Source organism: Effusibacillus consociatus, from assembly GCF_042652925.1.
Lineage (GTDB): Bacteria > Bacillota > Bacilli > Tumebacillales > Effusibacillaceae > Effusibacillus > Effusibacillus consociatus.
The window spans coordinates 140,397-158,283 of record NZ_JBHSHC010000096.1; the positions used below are offsets into that span (position 1 = coordinate 140,397).

General features: G+C 45.9%; 22 protein-coding genes. 12 read left to right on the plus strand and 10 right to left on the minus strand.

The annotated features are described in order from the left end of the window. Nucleotides 1-265 precede the first annotated feature (265 nt). The 9 genes from ACFO8Q_RS12170 (at nucleotide 266) to ACFO8Q_RS12210 (ending at nucleotide 7,874) form a co-directional block, all read left to right on the plus strand. Nucleotides 266-499 carry a hypothetical protein gene (locus ACFO8Q_RS12170; RefSeq protein ID WP_380026049.1) on the plus strand — a complete coding sequence of 78 codons (234 nt, stop codon included), beginning with the start codon at nucleotides 266-268 and terminating at the stop codon, nucleotides 497-499. A 156-nt stretch (nucleotides 500-655) separates the two neighbouring features. Next, nucleotides 656-1,942: an EF-P 5-aminopentanol modification-associated protein YfmF gene (yfmF, locus tag ACFO8Q_RS12175; protein ID WP_380026050.1), complete on the plus strand. Its 1,287-nt coding sequence runs from the start codon at nucleotides 656-658 to the stop codon at nucleotides 1,940-1,942. Beyond that, nucleotides 1,935-3,221 carry an EF-P 5-aminopentanol modification-associated protein YfmH gene (yfmH, locus tag ACFO8Q_RS12180; RefSeq protein ID WP_380026051.1) on the plus strand — a complete coding sequence of 429 codons (1,287 nt, stop codon included), beginning with the start codon at nucleotides 1,935-1,937 and terminating at the stop codon, nucleotides 3,219-3,221. The genes yfmF and yfmH overlap by 8 nt, the downstream gene beginning before the upstream one ends. A 193-nt stretch (nucleotides 3,222-3,414) precedes the next feature. Further along, nucleotides 3,415-4,758, plus strand: a complete 1,344-nt coding sequence (gene murC, locus ACFO8Q_RS12185) for a UDP-N-acetylmuramate--L-alanine ligase (RefSeq protein ID WP_380026052.1) — start codon at nucleotides 3,415-3,417, stop codon at nucleotides 4,756-4,758. 70 nt (nucleotides 4,759-4,828) lie between these two features. After that, on the plus strand, nucleotides 4,829-5,743 hold the full coding sequence (locus ACFO8Q_RS12190; protein ID WP_380026053.1) for a glycerophosphodiester phosphodiesterase: 915 nt from the start codon (nucleotides 4,829-4,831) through the stop codon (nucleotides 5,741-5,743). Nucleotides 5,744-6,150: 407 nt separating this feature from the next. After that, nucleotides 6,151-6,537 carry a hypothetical protein gene (locus ACFO8Q_RS12195; RefSeq protein ID WP_380026054.1) on the plus strand — a complete coding sequence of 129 codons (387 nt, stop codon included), beginning with the start codon at nucleotides 6,151-6,153 and terminating at the stop codon, nucleotides 6,535-6,537. A 54-nt stretch (nucleotides 6,538-6,591) separates the two neighbouring features. Next, the gene (locus ACFO8Q_RS12200; protein WP_380026055.1) at nucleotides 6,592-6,963 is read left to right on the plus strand and encodes a hypothetical protein; all 372 of its coding nucleotides are present in this window, start codon (nucleotides 6,592-6,594) and stop codon (nucleotides 6,961-6,963) included. 71 nt (nucleotides 6,964-7,034) lie between these two features. Continuing rightward, nucleotides 7,035-7,370 carry a hypothetical protein gene (locus ACFO8Q_RS12205; RefSeq protein WP_380026056.1) on the plus strand — a complete coding sequence of 112 codons (336 nt, stop codon included), beginning with the start codon at nucleotides 7,035-7,037 and terminating at the stop codon, nucleotides 7,368-7,370. Between the two features lie 21 nt (nucleotides 7,371-7,391). Continuing rightward, a complete protein-coding gene (locus tag ACFO8Q_RS12210) occupies nucleotides 7,392-7,874 on the plus strand; it encodes a PCYCGC motif-containing (lipo)protein (RefSeq protein WP_380026057.1) in 483 nt (160 codons plus the stop codon). Between the two features lie 160 nt (nucleotides 7,875-8,034). Here the strand turns inward: ACFO8Q_RS12210 and queC are convergent, their stop codons facing one another. The 5 genes from queC to ACFO8Q_RS12235 form a co-directional block, all read right to left on the minus strand. Beyond that, nucleotides 8,035-8,739: a 7-cyano-7-deazaguanine synthase QueC gene (queC, locus tag ACFO8Q_RS12215; protein WP_380026058.1), complete on the minus strand. Its 705-nt coding sequence runs from the start codon at nucleotides 8,737-8,739 to the stop codon at nucleotides 8,035-8,037. A 2-nt stretch (nucleotides 8,740-8,741) separates the two neighbouring features. Next, a complete protein-coding gene (locus ACFO8Q_RS12220; protein ID WP_380026059.1) occupies nucleotides 8,742-9,398 on the minus strand; it encodes a radical SAM protein in 657 nt (218 codons plus the stop codon). Further along, the gene (gene queD, locus ACFO8Q_RS12225) at nucleotides 9,385-9,810 is read right to left on the minus strand and encodes a 6-carboxytetrahydropterin synthase QueD (protein ID WP_380026060.1); all 426 of its coding nucleotides are present in this window, start codon (nucleotides 9,808-9,810) and stop codon (nucleotides 9,385-9,387) included. Before queD ends, ACFO8Q_RS12220 begins: the two co-directional genes overlap by 14 nt. Before the next feature lie 139 nt (nucleotides 9,811-9,949). Next, the gene (locus ACFO8Q_RS12230) at nucleotides 9,950-10,408 is read right to left on the minus strand and encodes a bactofilin family protein (RefSeq protein WP_380026061.1); all 459 of its coding nucleotides are present in this window, start codon (nucleotides 10,406-10,408) and stop codon (nucleotides 9,950-9,952) included. 24 nt (nucleotides 10,409-10,432) lie between these two features. Further along, nucleotides 10,433-11,368, minus strand: coding sequence for a peptidoglycan DD-metalloendopeptidase family protein (locus tag ACFO8Q_RS12235; protein ID WP_380026062.1), 936 nt, complete (start codon nucleotides 11,366-11,368; stop codon nucleotides 10,433-10,435). A 188-nt stretch (nucleotides 11,369-11,556) separates the two neighbouring features. Between ACFO8Q_RS12235 and ACFO8Q_RS12240 the strand changes: the two genes are divergently transcribed. Then, the gene (locus tag ACFO8Q_RS12240) at nucleotides 11,557-12,159 is read left to right on the plus strand and encodes an Alp7A family actin-like protein (protein WP_380026063.1); all 603 of its coding nucleotides are present in this window, start codon (nucleotides 11,557-11,559) and stop codon (nucleotides 12,157-12,159) included. Between the two features lie 74 nt (nucleotides 12,160-12,233). Here ACFO8Q_RS12240 and ACFO8Q_RS12245 read toward each other — a convergent pair whose 3' ends face one another. Continuing rightward, entirely contained in the window at nucleotides 12,234-12,989 is a 756-nt protein-coding gene (locus ACFO8Q_RS12245) for a tRNA threonylcarbamoyladenosine dehydratase (protein ID WP_380026064.1), read from the minus strand. A 321-nt stretch (nucleotides 12,990-13,310) separates the two neighbouring features. On the opposite strand from ACFO8Q_RS12245, the gene ACFO8Q_RS12250 reads away from it, so the two are divergent. Together ACFO8Q_RS12250 and thpR are read left to right on the plus strand one after the other, a co-directional pair. Further along, entirely contained in the window at nucleotides 13,311-13,541 is a 231-nt protein-coding gene (locus ACFO8Q_RS12250; RefSeq protein WP_380026065.1) for a hypothetical protein, read from the plus strand. Between the two features lie 7 nt (nucleotides 13,542-13,548). Continuing rightward, entirely contained in the window at nucleotides 13,549-14,100 is a 552-nt protein-coding gene (thpR, locus tag ACFO8Q_RS12255; protein ID WP_380026066.1) for an RNA 2',3'-cyclic phosphodiesterase, read from the plus strand. A gap of 64 nt (nucleotides 14,101-14,164) precedes the next feature. Here thpR and ACFO8Q_RS12260 read toward each other — a convergent pair whose 3' ends face one another. The 4 genes from ACFO8Q_RS12260 to ACFO8Q_RS12275 are packed head-to-tail and all read right to left on the minus strand — an operon-like array spanning nucleotide 14,165 to nucleotide 17,791. Next, nucleotides 14,165-14,332, minus strand: coding sequence for a hypothetical protein (locus ACFO8Q_RS12260; protein ID WP_380026067.1), 168 nt, complete (start codon nucleotides 14,330-14,332; stop codon nucleotides 14,165-14,167). Between the two features lie 50 nt (nucleotides 14,333-14,382). Then, nucleotides 14,383-15,342, minus strand: coding sequence for an MBL fold metallo-hydrolase (locus tag ACFO8Q_RS12265; protein WP_380026068.1), 960 nt, complete (start codon nucleotides 15,340-15,342; stop codon nucleotides 14,383-14,385). A gap of 17 nt (nucleotides 15,343-15,359) precedes the next feature. Continuing rightward, nucleotides 15,360-16,517 carry a putative lipid II flippase FtsW gene (gene ftsW, locus ACFO8Q_RS12270; protein WP_380026069.1) on the minus strand — a complete coding sequence of 386 codons (1,158 nt, stop codon included), beginning with the start codon at nucleotides 16,515-16,517 and terminating at the stop codon, nucleotides 15,360-15,362. A 41-nt stretch (nucleotides 16,518-16,558) separates the two neighbouring features. Beyond that, entirely contained in the window at nucleotides 16,559-17,791 is a 1,233-nt protein-coding gene (locus tag ACFO8Q_RS12275) for an MDR family MFS transporter (protein ID WP_380026070.1), read from the minus strand. Between the last annotated feature and the right edge of the window lie 96 nt (nucleotides 17,792-17,887).

The following is a 17,887-nucleotide window of genomic DNA, read 5'->3' on the forward strand; positions in this document are numbered from 1 at the left end:
TAGCTTCATAGCGTACTAACAACAGGGTTCGGGACTTAGGGTGTGTGTCGGAAGACCTAATTCCAGGAGAGGTGAAACTTGTATATGCTGTAAGTTTTAGCCTAGAGTCCCTTGTGCACCCGGTTGTTTTAAAGTACACTGTGAAATAACAATTAAATACTGAATTTTTTCTCATCGTCGAGAACGTACCACTTGCAACACCGGGATCATCACTACCTTGATTCGGCCGGTTGATTTTAACTGAGGCCATTTAGGAGGAATGACAATGTTTCAGTGTCCAATATGTGGCGAACTTATGGAGATCCTTACAAACTATCATTGCTCGCAAAAGCATGCTATGACGAAGAAACAGCTTGTGGAACAGTATGGGGCTCCCAAATACGTATCTCCAACGATGAGTCGTGAAGTGCAGAATTGGATCCGTGAATCAACGATCATTACCAGAGTGGATTTCGATATTGCCCAAGCAGCTGCAAGAAGCCAGATGCGCCGCGGATAAAATACCTGATTGTAACCCTGTCGAACCGTAAACGACAGGGTTTTTCGCTTATTTTTGGGACTGCGTGCATATACAGTGTATTAGTGTTAACATTAGACACGATACTAGTAGTATTGCGCAGCAAGTCATCATTTTGAAGGGGCAGGTGCGAAGCAGTTGCAAACTTTTCTTTCGACATATAAGAATGGGGTTAATTTCCACGTTCTGCCGACAACCAAATACAAGTTGAACACAATTGTAGTGACGTTTCATACCGATTTGGAAGAAGGGAAGGCTGCCATGCATGCCATGATTCCGCATGTATTGATGCGGGGAACGGAGAATCATCCCACCTCCGAATCGATTCAACTGGCCTTGTCCGATATGTACGGGGCAACATTGACTGGTGGGGTCTCCAAAAAGGGAGAACGTCAGCTGGTTGAATTTCTCTGTAAAGTGGTGAATGAAAAGTATCTGAACAATTCGGAACAATTATTGGAAAAAGGGATTCAGCTATTATCTGAAGTGCTGTTCCATCCGGTTCAGGAAGCGGGCGGATTTAAGGCGGACTTTGTGGAAAAAGAGAAAGAACAGCATGCCAAACGAATTGACTCGCTGCTTGACGACAAAATCGTCTATGCGGCTGAACGCTGCTTGGAGGAAATGACAAAAGGGGAGCGTTTTTCGATCCCGAAATTGGGCCGGAAATCGGATCTTGATACGATTGACGCACGCAATTTGTTCGATACATACCAAGAATTGATGAAAACTGCGCCAATGCATGTCTATGTTGTGGGGAATGTTGAACCTGAGCGGGTGATGTCTCTGGTGCAAAAATATTTTCCGCAGGATCGTACTCCAAAGACCAATCTTCTCCCGGCTCAAACGGACGTTGTGCCCCGGCAGGTGAAGGAAGTTGTCGATCAGCTTGATGTCAATCAGGGCAAACTCAATATCGGATTGCGGACAAAGGTTACCCATTCGGATGAGAGTTACCCCGCTTTGGTTGTTTATAACGGGATTCTTGGCGGCTTCCCCCACTCAAAATTATTCGTGAATGTGCGTGAAAAAGCATCGCTTGCTTACTATGCCTCGAGCCGTCTGGAGTCATACAAAGGCATACTTTATATCCAATCCGGAATTCAGATTGAACAATACGACAAAGCTCTGCAGATCATCAAGCAGCAGCTGGAAGAGATGAAACAGGGGAATCTCTCCGATGACGAACTCTCTTTCACGAAAAATGGGCTCATCAATTCATTCCGAACCGTACAGGATTCACCGGAAGGTCTGGCGGATCTCCACACCGGCGGTCTCGTATCGGGGCGTCAGCGTACGATGGAAGAATTAATTGAAGCGGTTCTGAAAGTGACAAAAGAGGAAGTTATCCAAATTGCCAATCAGATTTGTCTGGATACGGTCTACTTTTTGCGGGATAGGAAAGGAGTGGCCGCAGGTGCGTGAGACTCAATACGATCAGCTGCAGGAGAAGTTATATTATGAGAAGCTGGAGAACGGGCTTCAGATTTATATCATGCCGAAGCCGGAGTTTAACCAAGCGTTTGCCACCTTCTCGACAAAATACGGGTCGATTGACAGGGAGTTTGTAGTGCCGGGTCAGAATGAACCTGTTATTGTGCCGGACGGGATCGCCCATTTTCTCGAACACAAGATGTTTGAAGAAGAAGAAGGGGATGTGTTTCAGGATTTTGCAAAATACGGTGCGTCGGCTAATGCTTTCACATCCTTTGACATGACCACCTACCTTTTTTCGGCCACCGATCATTTAAAAGAGAATTTGGAAACACTGCTGGATTTTGTTCAGCGTCCTTATTTGACTGATGAAAATGTGGAAAAAGAGAAGGGAATCATCGGTCAGGAGATTCAAATGTACGATGACAATCCGGATTGGCGTTCTTATTTCGGGGTACTGCAGGGGCTGTTCAAGAACCATCCGATTCGAATCGATATCGCGGGCACTATCGAAAGCATCGCGAAGATTACAAAAGAAACATTGATGGATTGTTACAAAACTTTCTATCACCCGAGCAACATGCTGTTGTTCCTGGTCGGACCGTTCGAACCGGAAGAGACAGTCAAATTGGTTGCCGACAATCAAGCCCGGAAGAAGATCTCTCCACAAGGAGAGATCAAGCGCATATTCCCGGAGGAACCAACGGAAGCTGCTCATCCGCGAATGGAAGTAAAGCTGTCAGTTTCCATTCCTCGCTGTTTATTCGGGTTTAAAGAAGTCAATCCTGGTGTATCGGGCAGGGATTTGCTTTTACGGGAGTTAGCGACAGCCGTTGGTTTTGATACGTTGTTCTCAAGAAGCGCCGATCTGTTTAACCGTTTGTTTAATGAAGGGTTAATTGACAAAGGATTTTCATGGGAATATGAAGTGTCGGAAGCCTATGGCTTTTCTGTGATTGGCGGAAACACAAAAGACCCGGATCGGCTTATGACGATTATTAATGAGGAACTGGCAAAAGTCCGCCAAAATGGGGTAGCGAAAGAATCTTTCGAGACGAGCCGCAAGAAGCTGATCGGAAAGTTTCTTGAGGGCATGGATTCTCCACGGTATATTGCCCGAAACTTCACTTCTTACCGATTTAAAGATGCCGATTTCTTCGACTCCATAAAGGTGTTGGAGGAGTTAACACATGAACAAGTAAATCAGAGAATGGCAGAGCATTTCGAACCAAAAGCACAGACAGTTTCTCTGGTTCTGCCGAATTCATAGGAGCACTGGGCGAATTTTGCGTATAGTATAGTACAGCCGCCCATCCGACCTACGAAAAGCGAAAGTGGCGAGCGAACAGTATAGAGTCGGGTTAAAAACGGGTAAAAATTGCCGGGAAAAAAGACCCTTGTAAATTAAGTTTAAGCAGGGCAAACTAAGTACAGACGATTAACTATTGGTGGAGGACTACGGAATGCGGATCCATTTTACAGGTGTGAAAGGTTCGGGCATGAGCTCCCTTGCTCAAATTTTTAAACTGAAGGGCCATACGGTTACGGGCAGTGATGTGGAGGAATCTTTTTTCACGGATAAGCTGTTGGCCCAAGCGGGAATCGAAGCGTTACCCTTTCATGCAGATAATGTAAAAGACGTTGACATTGTTTGTGCATCGGCCGCATATGGGAGTAACCACGTGGAATTAAAAGAAGCTGCCGAGCGGGGACTGCCGATACTTACTTATCCGATGCTGTTGGGACAATTGACAAAAGAGCACGAATCCATCCTTGTTGCCGGGACTCACGGAAAGACGACTACAACCGGTTTGATCGGCTCTCTTTTAATGAATGCCGACTTCGACCCTACCATTGTGGTCGGCTCTTACATTGAAACAATAAAGAACAATGCCCGCTTTGGAAGCGGACGTCATTTGGTGGTTGAAGCATGTGAATACAAACGGCATTTCCTGCATTATGAGGGAAAGGTCATGGTTGTTACGAACATCGATTTTGACCACCCGGATTATTTTCAAGACATTCAGGACACGTTCGACGCATTCCAGGAATGCGCTTCCCGACTTCCTGAAGACGGGGTCCTGATTGTCTGCGGTGACAATCTGGCCAGAAATCTGCAAGGGACCTGCCGGGTAATTACTTACGGACTGTCTGAGGACAACGACGTATATGCTCAAAAGAAGGGGCCTGGTCAGTTTAAAGTGTTCGTTCAGGGAGAGTACTTGGGTGACATGACAACCCCGCTTTTAGGCGAGCACAACATTCAAAACGCCCTGGCGATGGTATCGGTTGGTTTATATTACAATATCCCGTTTTCAGTCATGCAGGAAACATTGTGCGGGTATGTCGGGGTAAAACGACGTCTGGAATTGAAGGGGCACTTAAATCAACATCTTGTTTATGATGATTACGCCCATCACCCGACAGAAATTCGGGTGACTCTCCATGCGGTGAAGGAAAACTATCCGAACGCCAATGTGGTGTCCATTTTCCAACCGCATACCTACTCGAGAACCAAAAGGTTGTTAAGTGAATTTGCACAATCTTTTCAAGCGGCCGATTGGGTTGTATTAACCGACATTTTTGCTTCTGAACGGGAAAAAGAAAAGCTGGTTGACATATTGGACCTGGTGGAGGAAACGAAAAAACACCATCCCCGGGTCACCTACATCCCGAAAGCGGACTTGATTGCTTGGCTTGAGGAGATGAGCCGAGTCAACGACGATCATGTGTTCCTGACGATGGGAGCCGGTGATATTTACAAAGAAGGCGAAAAGGCGTTGCAGAAGTTAAAGTTGTCTTCCTAAAATGTAACCAACCTCGATCCTCTGGATCGGGGTTTTCCTTTTTTCAATCATCAGACAAGGGGATGAGAACATGAAGCATTTACGGAAACGGATGTCGCTTTCATTTACAGCACTCGGACTTGGTTTGGCAATCTCTATGCCTGCTTCACTGGCGGCCCCACAAATTAATCCATTACTTCCTGCACCGCCTGAGAAAATCCTGAATATAGGACACCGAGGCGCTTCCGGACATGCTCCTGAACACACTCTCGTCTCATATGAGATGGCACAAAAGATGAAAGCCGACTATATCGAAATCGACTTGCAAATGACGAAAGACGGAATCCTAGTCGCACTCCATGATGAAACTTTGGACCGTACGACGAATGGGACGGGTCTTGTCAAAGACCACACTCTGGCGGAAATCAAAAAACTGGATGCCGGATCTTGGTTTAATGAGAAATATCCCGAAAAGGCAAACCCTTCTTACGTAGGACTTACGGTTCCCACGTTAGAAGAAGTGCTTCAGAAATTCGGTACGGATACCAACTACTACATCGAGACGAAAGAACCTTCAATTTATCCGGGAATGGAAGAAGAATTGCTGCTCGTATTGGACAAGTACAACCTTTTCGGACAAAATGGCCGTTCCTCCAAAGTGATCATCCAATCATTCAGCCCGGAAAGCTTGAAGAAAACGCATGCATTAAATCCGAACATTCCGCTTGTCCAACTCTTATGGTATGACCCGAATACCCCAGGCCATGGAGAAATTACGGATGCAGAATTGAATGACATGAAACAATATGCGATTGCTGTGGGTCCGAATTACAAAAAAATTGACCAAGCGTACGTGCAAAAAGTACGGGAATCCGGATTGTTGATCCACCCTTATACGGTGAATAAGCCGGAAGATATGAAAATGCTCCTGGATTGGGGAGTTACCGGTCTGTTTACCGATTACCCGGATGTATTCCGTGAAGTATTGAAGAATTACAAAAAATAGGGCAATAGACGCAATAGCCGCCGGCAATTTTTGGGCCGGGCGGCTTTTTTGTAATAGAAAGTATATCTTTTTCATCGCCCGATGTGTTTACTAAGCGGATAAAACAGTACTATCGGTAGGAAGAGTCCAATGACAAACTTCATTTCTTCACGAGACACGGTCTTAGCTGCCTGAAGCTGGTACGGCCCATTATATGAATTGTACTGAATTTTAAGACGAATATTAAACAAATTTAGTGTTTAAATTATGGTTAAAATAGTGGAGGGAAATTTTTATTCATGAAGGCGGAAGTTGTGCATATGATGTGGTATATTAAATAATGTAAGAACTTTGAATAGTTGGAAATAGGGTGAAAGTAAGGTCTAATTTGGGTTTTTTCAGTTGTATGAAAAAGGAGGCTGTTTGAAGTGAAGTTAAAACAATTATTTACCGTTTGTCTGGCAACCGCCGTAGTTTTGACAACCATGGGTAACTCTTCAATAGCAGCCAAACAACAAGATGAAAAAACACTCGACCGTATATTATCTAAAAGAGGGTATAGCCAAGAGCTACTGGCTGAGTTTCCTAAGGAGCAAAAACAAGCGATTGTAGATGCGGGAGCAACGTGTAACTCAGTAGAGAAAAAGTCTTTTCGTTACAACGAATCTACTGGTGAGCTTGAAGAAGTGAAACCGGGCGAAATAACCCCAGAAGGTACAATCAGTACTAGTGATTTAGATATCTCTATCACCACAGCTAGTCTTTCAAACCAAGATGGTTATGACCGTTACCTTATACAATTAAACTGGAAATAGAAAACATTCCCATTTTTTAATTGGCAAGATAAGGTAGCAATTTCTTATAATGATTTGTTTGAGTCGGATACTTATACCAATGGTGGTTATGCTTGCAAAGAATATACTAGTGGAAGTCTCAATGGTCCTTGGACGGATACTGGTAACAATTGTTATGGGCGTACCTCGGATATATCGTTCGGCGGTGCTGCATGGTATATTGATAAACATCATGGTGAATTTGACAAAGGATGGGCTCAACTTAAGGTAAAGACCAAGCAAAAGGATGCAGACACATGGGGCAAAACTGCAATCGCTCTTGGTAAATATGGCCATGACAAGTCTTCGGGTGGTTATGGTCTTGGGGTTTCTATTGGGTACGTTTCAATCAGTTATTCTGGTACATTTGATGATGCTGCTACACAAACATCATGGACTAACTATTGATCTTTTCAAATTGTGTAAACAGACATTAGGAACATCCTAATGTCTGTTTTTTACAAAAAGGAGCAATGGATATGAAAAAATATAAATTGTATGTACTTTTCGTCATCATAATATTAGGCTCTTTCCTCTTTTACATGTTTAACTATAAGTCGAATATGGTCACGGTCACTGAAAATGTAAAATTAATTCAAAAACAAAAACTTGAGGTCAATAATAATCAAGTTGAGTATTGGATAGAAACTGAGGACCAAAATAATGGTCGGAAAAAGGTTTTAGTAAACAATATCTCAATATGGAGCCTTTTAAAGGTAAATGAAAGATATACCATAACCTATGAAATCGGAAAAGACGGGACGCCGAATCTCATTTCTGTTTTTCCTTCAGATTATACAGGCCCTTTACAATAAAAAAAGTATAGGAGAGTTACAATGAAATCATTTCGAATAACGATCCTGGGTTTGGTTTTAGTACTTTCTGGTTGCTCCTCTAGCTCGAAAAGCACAGATGTGCACAGTCATGAAATTAAAGTTTCAAAAGATAAAAAAACAGAGGCAACCAATGGAGTGGATACCCTCCCAAGTTTTCTATCCAACAGTTCTCAAAAGATTAGGGAAGTATATTCCCTAGCTGCTAAAAATTATGATCTATTACATCATATTCCTTGTTACTGCGGATGCGGACAATTGGATGGTCATAAAAGCGTATCCGATTGCTTTGTTAAAGACGTCAGGCAAAACAGTGTTGTTACCTGGGATTCCCACGGTTCAAATTGCGGCGTTTGTTTAAACATTGTTGCATACTCTGTCGAACTACAAAAGGAAGGAAAGTCAATTAAAGAAATAAGAACGAAAATAGATGAAAGGTATAAAGAGCACGGTAAAAAACCAACACATACTCCAATACCGAATTAGAGAACGATGATTTGACCGGCAGCTTATTCCTAGTCTTTTTAATTGGGACTGTTGAAGCTGTCAAATAGAAAAGCCTCGAATTTGTAGATATTAAGAAAAAACCCAAGCGGCGAGCTGGGTTCTGTATTCAACAGGCGTCAGTTTATTTAAGATTGAAAAATTATCTCCAATCAATGTCGATTGCGTAACGAATCGGATCTTCCACACCCGCTTCCTTGAAGCCTTTTATCCGAAGCTGACACGAATCGCACACTCCACAGGACGGATCGGTTCCCAGATAGCAGGAATGAGTGAATTCCAAAGGGGCACCAACACGGGTTCCAAGCTTGACGATTTCAGCTTTCGTCAGGTTTTGGAGCGGCGCCTCAATTTGAATTCCGTTTCCGTGTGCTCCTGCTACTGTGCCTTTATTGATCACTTCTTGAAACGCTTGGATGAATTCCGGGCGGCAATCAGGATAGCCTGAGTAATCCAGGGCATTCACCCCGATGTAGAGCGCTTCAGCCCCGATGGATTCCGCATAGGAAAGCGCGATTGAAAGGAAGACGATATTTCGGGCCGGTACGTAGGTCACCGGAATCTCAGAAGTCATTTCCTCCTCGCTTCTGCCTGTAGGAATCTCTTTATCTGCATCCGTTAAAGCAGATCCACGGATGATTCCGTTTAAGTCCGCAATGAAATGACGGGTTTCATATCCGTAATGAGCAGCCACACGCTTTGCAGATTCCAGTTCAATCGAATGTTTCTGTCCGTAAAAAAAGGTCAACGGCCAAACATCATATCCTGCATCCCGTGCAACCGCCATACAGGTTGTGGAATCAAGCCCGCCGGAAAGAATGACAACCGCCTTTTTCGTGTCCGACATAATTACACACCCCGCAAATTAGGATCCCAGACGATTTTGTGAAGCTGTACCTGGAAACGGGCATCGATCCGGTCTTCCAGCAGCCAGTTGACGAGTTGTTCATAGGTAAGATCACCGAAGATCGGAGAGAAGATGAGCTGATATCCCTTGGCAGGATCCAGATCATAATTCCGGATCAAACTCTTTGACCACTCGTAGTCTTCCCGGTTTCCCATCACGAACTTCACTTCATCGCGTCCCGGCACAATCCTTCTGAGATTCTCGAAATCCATTTTGTCCGACATGGAAGAGGATGGGACTTTCATATCGAGAATGAAGCGCTGACGATCGTGCATGTGGAACTTCGAGATATCTATGGAACCGTCTGTTTCGATTGAAACTTCGTAGTCTTCTTTTGCAAGAAGATCAAGCAATTGCTGCATTTCCCCCCGCGGCTGAATCAACGGCTCGCCGCCTGTCAGACAGACTCTTTTGATACCGTAGGAACGGATTTTGTCCATTATGCCTTCCGGTGTGTCAGGTTCACCTTCATAGTAGGAGTATTTGGTGTCACAGTAAGTGCAGCGCAAGTTGCAGCCCGTAAACCTGACAAAAATGGTCGGGAGACCAATGGAGCTGGATTCCCCCTGAATCGAGAAAAAGATCTCATTCACCTTCACGGTCAAAGTCCTCCCGTGTGATTTCTGCATAACAAGTGGGAGTTTCCCAAAGCCGTACGCGCTGAAGGTGAATGTCTTGGGCAGAGTCCAGCTTTTTCAAATACGCATCCACGATTTCAAAGAAAAAGACGACCATATTCTCGGCGGTCGTGTTAAAAGGCATATGATCATTCAGAAACTGGTGATCATATTTCGAGATGATCTGTTCGTTTACGATCTTCTTGAGATCCGTGAAATCAACCACGATCCCGCGATGATCAGTCCGACCTTTTACCTCCACTTCCAATTTATAAGTGTGCCCGTGCAGATTGGCACATTTTCCGATATAGTCATCCAGCCGGTGGGCGGAATCAAACGTGAAGATCTTGGTTACAGCAACCTTCCTGGTGTGAAATGGTTGTACTTGATTCATTCCGGAACCTCCTTTCATGGTCCATAGTTCATCATAAACAAAAACGGATGTTCTGTCGACTGGAACAGAAAAAGCTCTCTTTCGGAGAGCTTTTGCATTGTGGCGCATGTTCATCCAAAGTCAAGGAATTTAAGTTTTTCTAAGCAGGATTGGAGTTTTGAAAATAGGCGTTTGTGCCTGAGGTAGCCGGTTCGACTGGTTGGGGGTCTGCGGGCTTACCTGATACCGAAGAGCGTCCTTTCCCATTTGAAGGCGCACTCATGCGACAAGCGCCTTTAAAATGGGCCCCTTCTTCAATCGCAATGGTCGCTGCATCGATGTCCCCTTCCAGCGAACCGGAGCTCACAAGATGCATGCGACCCGATGCTGTAATGTTGCCTGCAACTTTTCCGGCAATGGTCACGTGACGGGCTTTGATGTTGGCGCGAATTTCCCCTTTTTCCCCAACGATGACATCACCTTCGGATATCACTTCTCCGCCAATGCGGCCCTCTACCCGGAGGATTCCGCTTGCTTGGACTTTGCCTTCGATTGTCGTACCTGCCCCGATTAGAGTATCCACTTTTCCGCTGTTTAAAGGTGCTTCCTTTTTAAACATTTAGACTCCTCCATCTTTGAGTGCTCATGGGAGATATTTGAGCGGGCTGACCGGTACGCCGTTCTCCAACACTTCATAATGCAGATGGGTTCCTGTGCTGCGGCCGGTACTGCCCATTTGTCCAATCGAGTCGCCTTTTTTTACAGCTTGTCCTGCTTTCACACTAACAGCAGACAAATGGCCGTAACGGGTGAGAATACCGTTTCGGTGGTCGATCACCACGCTGATTCCATATCCTCCGTCCCACCCTGCAACGGTAACAATGCCGTCTGCCGTAGATACAATCGTCGAGCCATGACTTCCGGAAATATCGAGGCCGGTATGGAGGGTGTAAAACCCTCCGAACGGATCCTTTCTGTAGCCAAAATCAGACGTGATATTGCGGGAGCCTGTCGGCCAAATACTCGGCGTATGGGCTGCCTGTTCCTGCTTTCGGCGTTCTTCCGCTTGTTTTTGCGCATCTTTTTCATTGACGGTCGCAATCGTTTCCTGGGCGCTATGAATCCGTTGATCCGCTTCCTGTTCCAGGGTGAAAACGGCATCCTTATTCAAAATCATGTGTTGACGGATGAGACCGCCGCGGCTTTGTAAGACGCCGCCCTGTCCGTCCGTGTTGTTTTGGGCGGGGTTGACAGGAGGAAGTCCGTTCTTCGACCGCAGATCATTTTCCAGTTGCTGCAGCGTATCCAGTTTTTGCTTGACTGCTTCTGCTGTGCCGGCCAAAGAATTGTATTCGTTACGGATTTGCTCCGTTTGTTGTTTATAGGAATTGAATTCATTTGTGGACTGTCTGTATTCAGAAAACTTATAGAGGAAATAACCGCCACCGGCACCCAATGCGAAAATGACTGCTGCAAAGGAAGCGATGACAGCTTTCGAAACGGACATCGAACGCACTTGTTCTCCGGAATGGGGAACAAGCATGATGGTAAACGGCTTCCATATTTGTTTTTTGCGCATGTCTGCCCCCTTAATGAAGAAAAATTTGCTAAAAAGCCACAAAAGTTTGATTCGACAAGTAATGACTTTTTCCTGCCGGAAATTTTAAAAATCAGTACCTAAGTTCTACAATCTTTCTGTCGAATTCGGTAGGATTTCAGATTTTACGGTCGAATATTGTTGAAGAATGGCATGTCAAAAAAGTAACGGTGGGTATTGAAGGGGCCGTAGCCATTCTTAATATCGCCACAAACGATGACCTGAGCGTGAAGGATGAGATGGCTTATTACGGAACGGTCGGAGTATGCGAGATCGGCTCGTTGACTACCGACTTCCCGATCATGAAGAAGCTGCAGCCGGATAATCGATTCAGCCATGGTGAATATTTCGGTATCGCTTCCTATTTGGATGCAATCCGTCAAGACGTGTACGAAAAATTCGGCTATAACTTTCAAAGCCGGGCGAAACTCGTGAAGAGAATTCGCGAATCGAGTTACCTTATTAACCTGGTCGGGGAACGCCGCAGTGACATTAAGCCGATCGTGGATGAACATTTTTGGCGGGCGGCAGTCCGAGTGGTGGACCTGATCCACAAACGCTGGGCCAAATACCCGGATGCACAGGCGTTTTACGTGTTAGGGGGCGGGGCCAGTGCTTTGCGTCCTTACATAGAGGAAATCACTCACGGCAAACTACCGCTTCGTTTTGTAAATGACAGTGAGTGGCAAAATGCAGCAGGCTATTTAAAGATGCTGAAGAATCAAGGAGTGACACAGGATCTCAACCAACCAAACAGTGGAGGTTCATGGTAAAAAAATCAGCAAAACTGCAGGCGAAATGACAACCACCAGGCCGAGGGCCCGGTGGTCTTTTAACGATGGCATATTTACAATTTAAACCCTAGCATATCCCGCACCACAACGGAAGCGAGAATCATCCCGGCAACTGGAGGTACAAACGCGATGGAGGCAGGAGGTTGTTTTGCTTTGCGAGGTCCGGGCCCTGCTTCCACTTCCGGTTTTACTATCTGCTGCCGGACATCCTCGCGGGGTTTGGTTGGCTGTTCGGTCGAACAGACGACGTTGACCCCTTTTTTAATCCCATAGTCTTTCAATTTGCGGCGGATCACTTTGGCGATCGGATCCACTTGGGTTTTGGATATATCAACGACCCGGAAACGGGTAGGATCAATCTTGTTGGCGGCTCCCATTGAAGAAACAATCGGGATGCCCCGCCGTTTACATTCCACGATGAGCAAAATTTTTGCGGTTATGGTATCGATTGCATCTACCACGTAGTCCGGGTTCAGACCGAAAATCTCTTCTTTCGTTTCCTCGTTAAAAAACATGTCAAGTGCCACGACTTCACACTCCGGGTTAATTTGCTTTACCCTTTCCGCCATGACCTGGGTTTTGGAAAGTCCGATCGTATGTGTAAGAGCCGGGATTTGCCGGTTTATATTTGTGATATCCACCACGTCTTTATCAACGAGAACCAACTTCCCAATACCCGTGCGAGCCAATGCTTCCACGGCGTAGGAACCGACACCGCCCATTCCGAGTATGCAGACGGTAGAATTTTTCATTTTTTCGAGCCCTTCCGGACCAATCACAAGCTCAGTTCGAGAAAACCTATGCAACATCTCGCCGTACTCCTTTATTGTCCAGTATTTCTTTGCAAGTTTCATAATAACACAAAACAGGTACAAGGTAGAAAATTTGGCATGCGGACAAAAAAGTGCCCTCCTCACCCTGTGGTTAGGGCGGGAGGGCTAAGGTGACTGTATCCCAATGATTCTTAATGTTTATGTATACTCTATTCATGGAAAAGCTGAGGTGAACCGCGCTATATGCCCAAAAACCGTCCTTTTCCAAATCCTCCGATGAATGCCTATAGAATCATCAATTTGAATGTATACTGTATTCGTAGGGACCGGACAATCAAAGATCAATGGGGTGTAAAGGTGGATAAGAAACGGATTGAAATAGCAGGAATCAATACTTATGAACTGCAGGAACAGTTTGATCGTGAGGAAGGACGGGAGCTTGAAAAGCTGCGTGAGGCGATTGCAGAACAATATCAAGGGGATGGAGAGTATCAAGCAAGTGAAAACTCGGATGAGATTCTTGAAGGAGAGTCGGCCACCGAGCTGTCTGGAGAATTCGGGAAAGCTGGTACGGAAAAAACGGAGTGATCTTAGGGTGAGACGATTTTTTGCCGGGATCAAGATACCGGAACATTTGGGAGAAAAATTGATGGAGGTTGGAACTCTTCTTGCCCCGCAGGTTCCCGCGAAGCGCTGGTATGGAGTCGAACATTTTCATATTACAACGAATTTCTTGGGTGAATTGGATGAGGGAGGGCTGACTCAGGCGATCGGTTCTTTGGAAGAAGTGGTCCCTCGCCATCAGTGCTTTCAATTGTCGTTACAAGGTGCGGGATCGTTTCCGCGAGCTCGGGTGATTTGGATTGGGGCAGGTGGAGAGACAGAAAAATTGTTCGCTTTGCAGTATGAACTTCGACAAGCATTTCGTCCTTTAGGCGCTGAGAAGTTTGCCTATGCGAAGTTTACTCCGCATATTACGCTTGCCCGTACAGGGGATATTTCCACGTTTGATGCCGAAAGCATTCCCGTGGGATCAATTTTGGATGATTCCACGTGGCGGGTGGAACAGGTTTGCTTGTTTGAATCCGTAATGGACCCGGCCGGAGCTCGCTATCCTATTGTTCACCAGGTACCGCTCAAAGACTAAAAAACCACTCGAAGCTGGTGGAACAACTGCATCATGCGGTGTTCCTGGTTCGAGTGGTTTTTTCTCATTCCTTTATTGTTTTTTCCATGGGCAGATGGGGTAATGGAACAGTTGCTTGCTGGTTCCGGTTGTTCTGGAACTTGTCAAACTCCTTGCGATCGATGCTGTCAATGGCGTCTCCACTGGGAAGTTTATTTTTCAGGTCTTCTGTAGTCTCTTTGTGAATGTCCATAAACGGATCCCTCCTGAACTTACGATATCCAGACAGTGGAATTCTACACATTATTTCTTGTTTTGAGATTCTTTCTCCAGTGTGAATAAGAGTCCCATTGAGTTGACTGCCAAATCCAATTCAAAACAGGTGAGGTCTGTTATTGGATGTCCTTGATCCGCCAAGTCTTGTTTCATATATTCTCCCAGTTTTTCGGCAATCACGGACAAGTCAATCCCCGGGGCATAGCAGCTGCGGGCGATATCGTCAAATGCGGCAACCGTTTTTCTTGTTCTTTCAAACGCAAGCGAAGCGGGTTCGGTCATGCCGAAATGACCATGATAGATGCGTTTGGCTCCCAGTTTTTCCAATTTGTCAATCGATGCAAAAGCGGCTTCCCGGTCAAATTCAGACGGGGAAGTCGACGGGTAAATCGGTTCAAAATCCCAGCCCGTATATTGCTTCACGTACCGGATGCCAACCGTATCTCCGGAAAAAATCCCCTCCGAAACCGGGTCGTGAATGGAAAAATGATGTCGTGCATGTCCGGGTGTATCATAAAACGTGAGAACCCGTCCCGCACCCAAGTCGATTGTCTCGCCGTCCTCCCGGATTAGAACCCGATCCTCCGGAACAGGCAGAATCTGACCGAATGCCTGCTCCAACATGTCGCCGTAAACCGCACGTGCTCCGACGATCAGGCGGCTCGGATCAATCAGATGTTTTGCCCCGCGCGGATGAACTATCACTGTTGCGTTTGGGAAATTCGGCAGGATGTAGCCGACTCCGCCGGAATGATCCAGATGAATGTGGGTGACGATAATGTAGTCCACCTGTTCGGGAGCGATTTCCAGCTCTTTGAGTCCTGCCAGTATGTAGGGGGCTGCATGGGAAGAACCGGTTTCGATGATCGCAATTTTTTCTCCCTTGATGACATAACAGCCGGTTCGTCCCTGCATGCCGCCTTCCATCAGATCAATAATCGTAACTTCGTGACCCAGCGGGTGCAAAATTGGTTCAACCGTTTGCATTTTCTCATCTCCTTATATTAGGCATTGTACTGGGCATTCACCTGCCGACGAAGACCAGGCGAATGAAGGTTTTCTTTCTCTACTGTATATCGCGAAAGGTTTAGAAGTATACCCATAGCGGCCATTTTCAGTACGAGGGCGCTGCCGCCGTAAGTAATAAACGGCAGAGGAATCCCCATAACCGGCAGCGTTCCTGTGACCATTCCTATATTCACTACCACTGCAATTCCAATCATGGAAGTAATGCCGATTGCAAGCAGAGCTCCAAAACGGTCGGGGATCAGATAAGCCACACGGATGGACCGCCAAATGAAAACTCCGAATAAACCAATCAGAACGATTCCGCCTATAATTCCCCATTCTTCAATAAAAATGGCAAATACAAAATCGGTATGGGGTTCCGGCAGATAAAGGAACTTTTCAATACTGCGCCCTAATCCTTTTCCCCACCAACCGCCAGAAGCAATTGCGTAGAGAGAGTGAGCTTGCTGAAACCCGAAATTTTGCAGATTTTCCTGGGAAAACGGGTCAAGGAAAGCGAAGATTCTTTCTCTCCGCCACTCCGATGCAAACACGGCTATGATTGCGAATACGGCAGCAGGCAAAACTACTTTTAGGATATGGGCAACAGGAATACCTGCACCAAACATAATCGCCAGCGTGATCGCCACAATCAACGCTGCTGCGTCCATATCCGGCTGCATCATAACAAGGCCGGCGAATAGACCTGTAACGACCAGAGGGGGAACCGTCCCTTTTTTAAAATCGTGAATCTTGTCATGTTTCTTGGCCAGAAGGTGAGCGACGTAGATGGTTATGGTAAAGGTTGCCAATTCAGATGGCTGAAAAGAAAAGCTGCCCAGCGGGATCCATCTATGCACATTATTTACCGGTGGAAACGCGAACACGAGTATCAACGTAATCAATGATGCAGGCAGCAGCAAGAGCAGCAACTTCCGCCAATTCAAAAAATTCAGGTTCATTGTCACAAACAGCACAATCAGTCCCAGTACAGTAAAGATACATTGTCTGACGAAGAAGTGATGAGGTGAAAATTTGAGTTGTTGATACGCCCATATAATACTTGCGCTGTAAATGGTAAGGAGTCCTATGCTCACGAGCAGGAGGATAACGATGAGCATGATGAAATCGGGGCGATGACGTGTGAGTTTCATTCCATAGTTCCTCCTTTTTCGAATCATAACCATGCTAAAATTTATTCGACGCGAAGGGCAGAACCCCTTTTCTCCATCTTCAGATCAGAGGCAAGTTTTCTCCGACATAACAGCCAAATCCCGATTCCGCAACCGATTGGGATCAAGGCAAAAAGGAGGAACGGAAGTCGAGTATAGCCAGCTGCAAAAGCCTGGTCCACAATCCAGCCGCCGCCTGAACTTCCAATCGTTCCCCCGATTGCTACCGACAGTGAGGCAAAACCGAAGTAGGAGGCAACGAGTTCTTTTTCGGCAATTTCGGCAATCCAAGCTTGGGAGGTTGGCTGAATCAACATCGAAGCGAACGCGATTCCCATCACAGGCAGGGTGACGGTGATCAGGGAAAGGTCAAAGGCAGCAGGCAGGAAGGAGATGCCCAATAAAAACATTCCGATCGTCATCACAGGAAATTGCTGGAGATGAAAACGTTCAATCAGACGTGTAATCGGCTGTTGAAAGAAGATAATGAGGATTGACATACCGGTAAACAGATAACCGGAAATATCTTGTCCTGCCTGTTCCTTGGCCAGCACGGGAATCACCATGTACATTTGTTGATACAGAATATAAAATCCCATTAACCAAACGGTTAACCAAACAAAACGACGATTCTCGGCGATATGTTTAATGTCGTTTATCAAACTTGGGTGATCACGTTTGACAACTTGTATCTTCGGCAGCAAAATCCAAACGAGAATTCCAAACACTATGTAGATGGAGGCAGAAACATAACAGATCCATTCAAATATATTCATGCCGGACATCCAGGCGCCAGCCACCGGTCCCAATGTAAGGCCGGCATTTCCGAAAACATTGCGCCAGGAAAAAATTTGTTCCCGGTTGTCGGGAGTGGACAATTCCGTGGTGGCAGCTTGCCATGCCGGAGAGAATAAAGCCCCGCCTGCTCCCGCCAGTACGCACGCCAGGAAGAGCAGCGGAAGGGTTTGAATAAAACCGAACATCGCGAAACCAGCGGAGCGAATCACAGATCCGATCAGCATGGATTCTCTGTAGCCGATCCGATCCGCCATCACTCCGCCAAAAAGCATCAACCCTTGTTGAGAGAATAAGCGAACCGCATACAACGTCCCTGCCATCGCAAGAGACAACCCCAGGCGATCTGTGAAATGGACAGCCAGCAGAGGAATCAGCATAAAAAAACCGAAATTCGTCAAAAAGGCACTCAATTGCAGACACCAGAGTCCGGCAGACCAGTCGGGCAAAGAAAGTCTCATATCGTTCCACCATCCTGTTACTACTATTCTAGCAAGAAAATCAACAATTTACATGTCGTATCGTATATAATAATGTCGTTAAAGATAAAGAAAGCG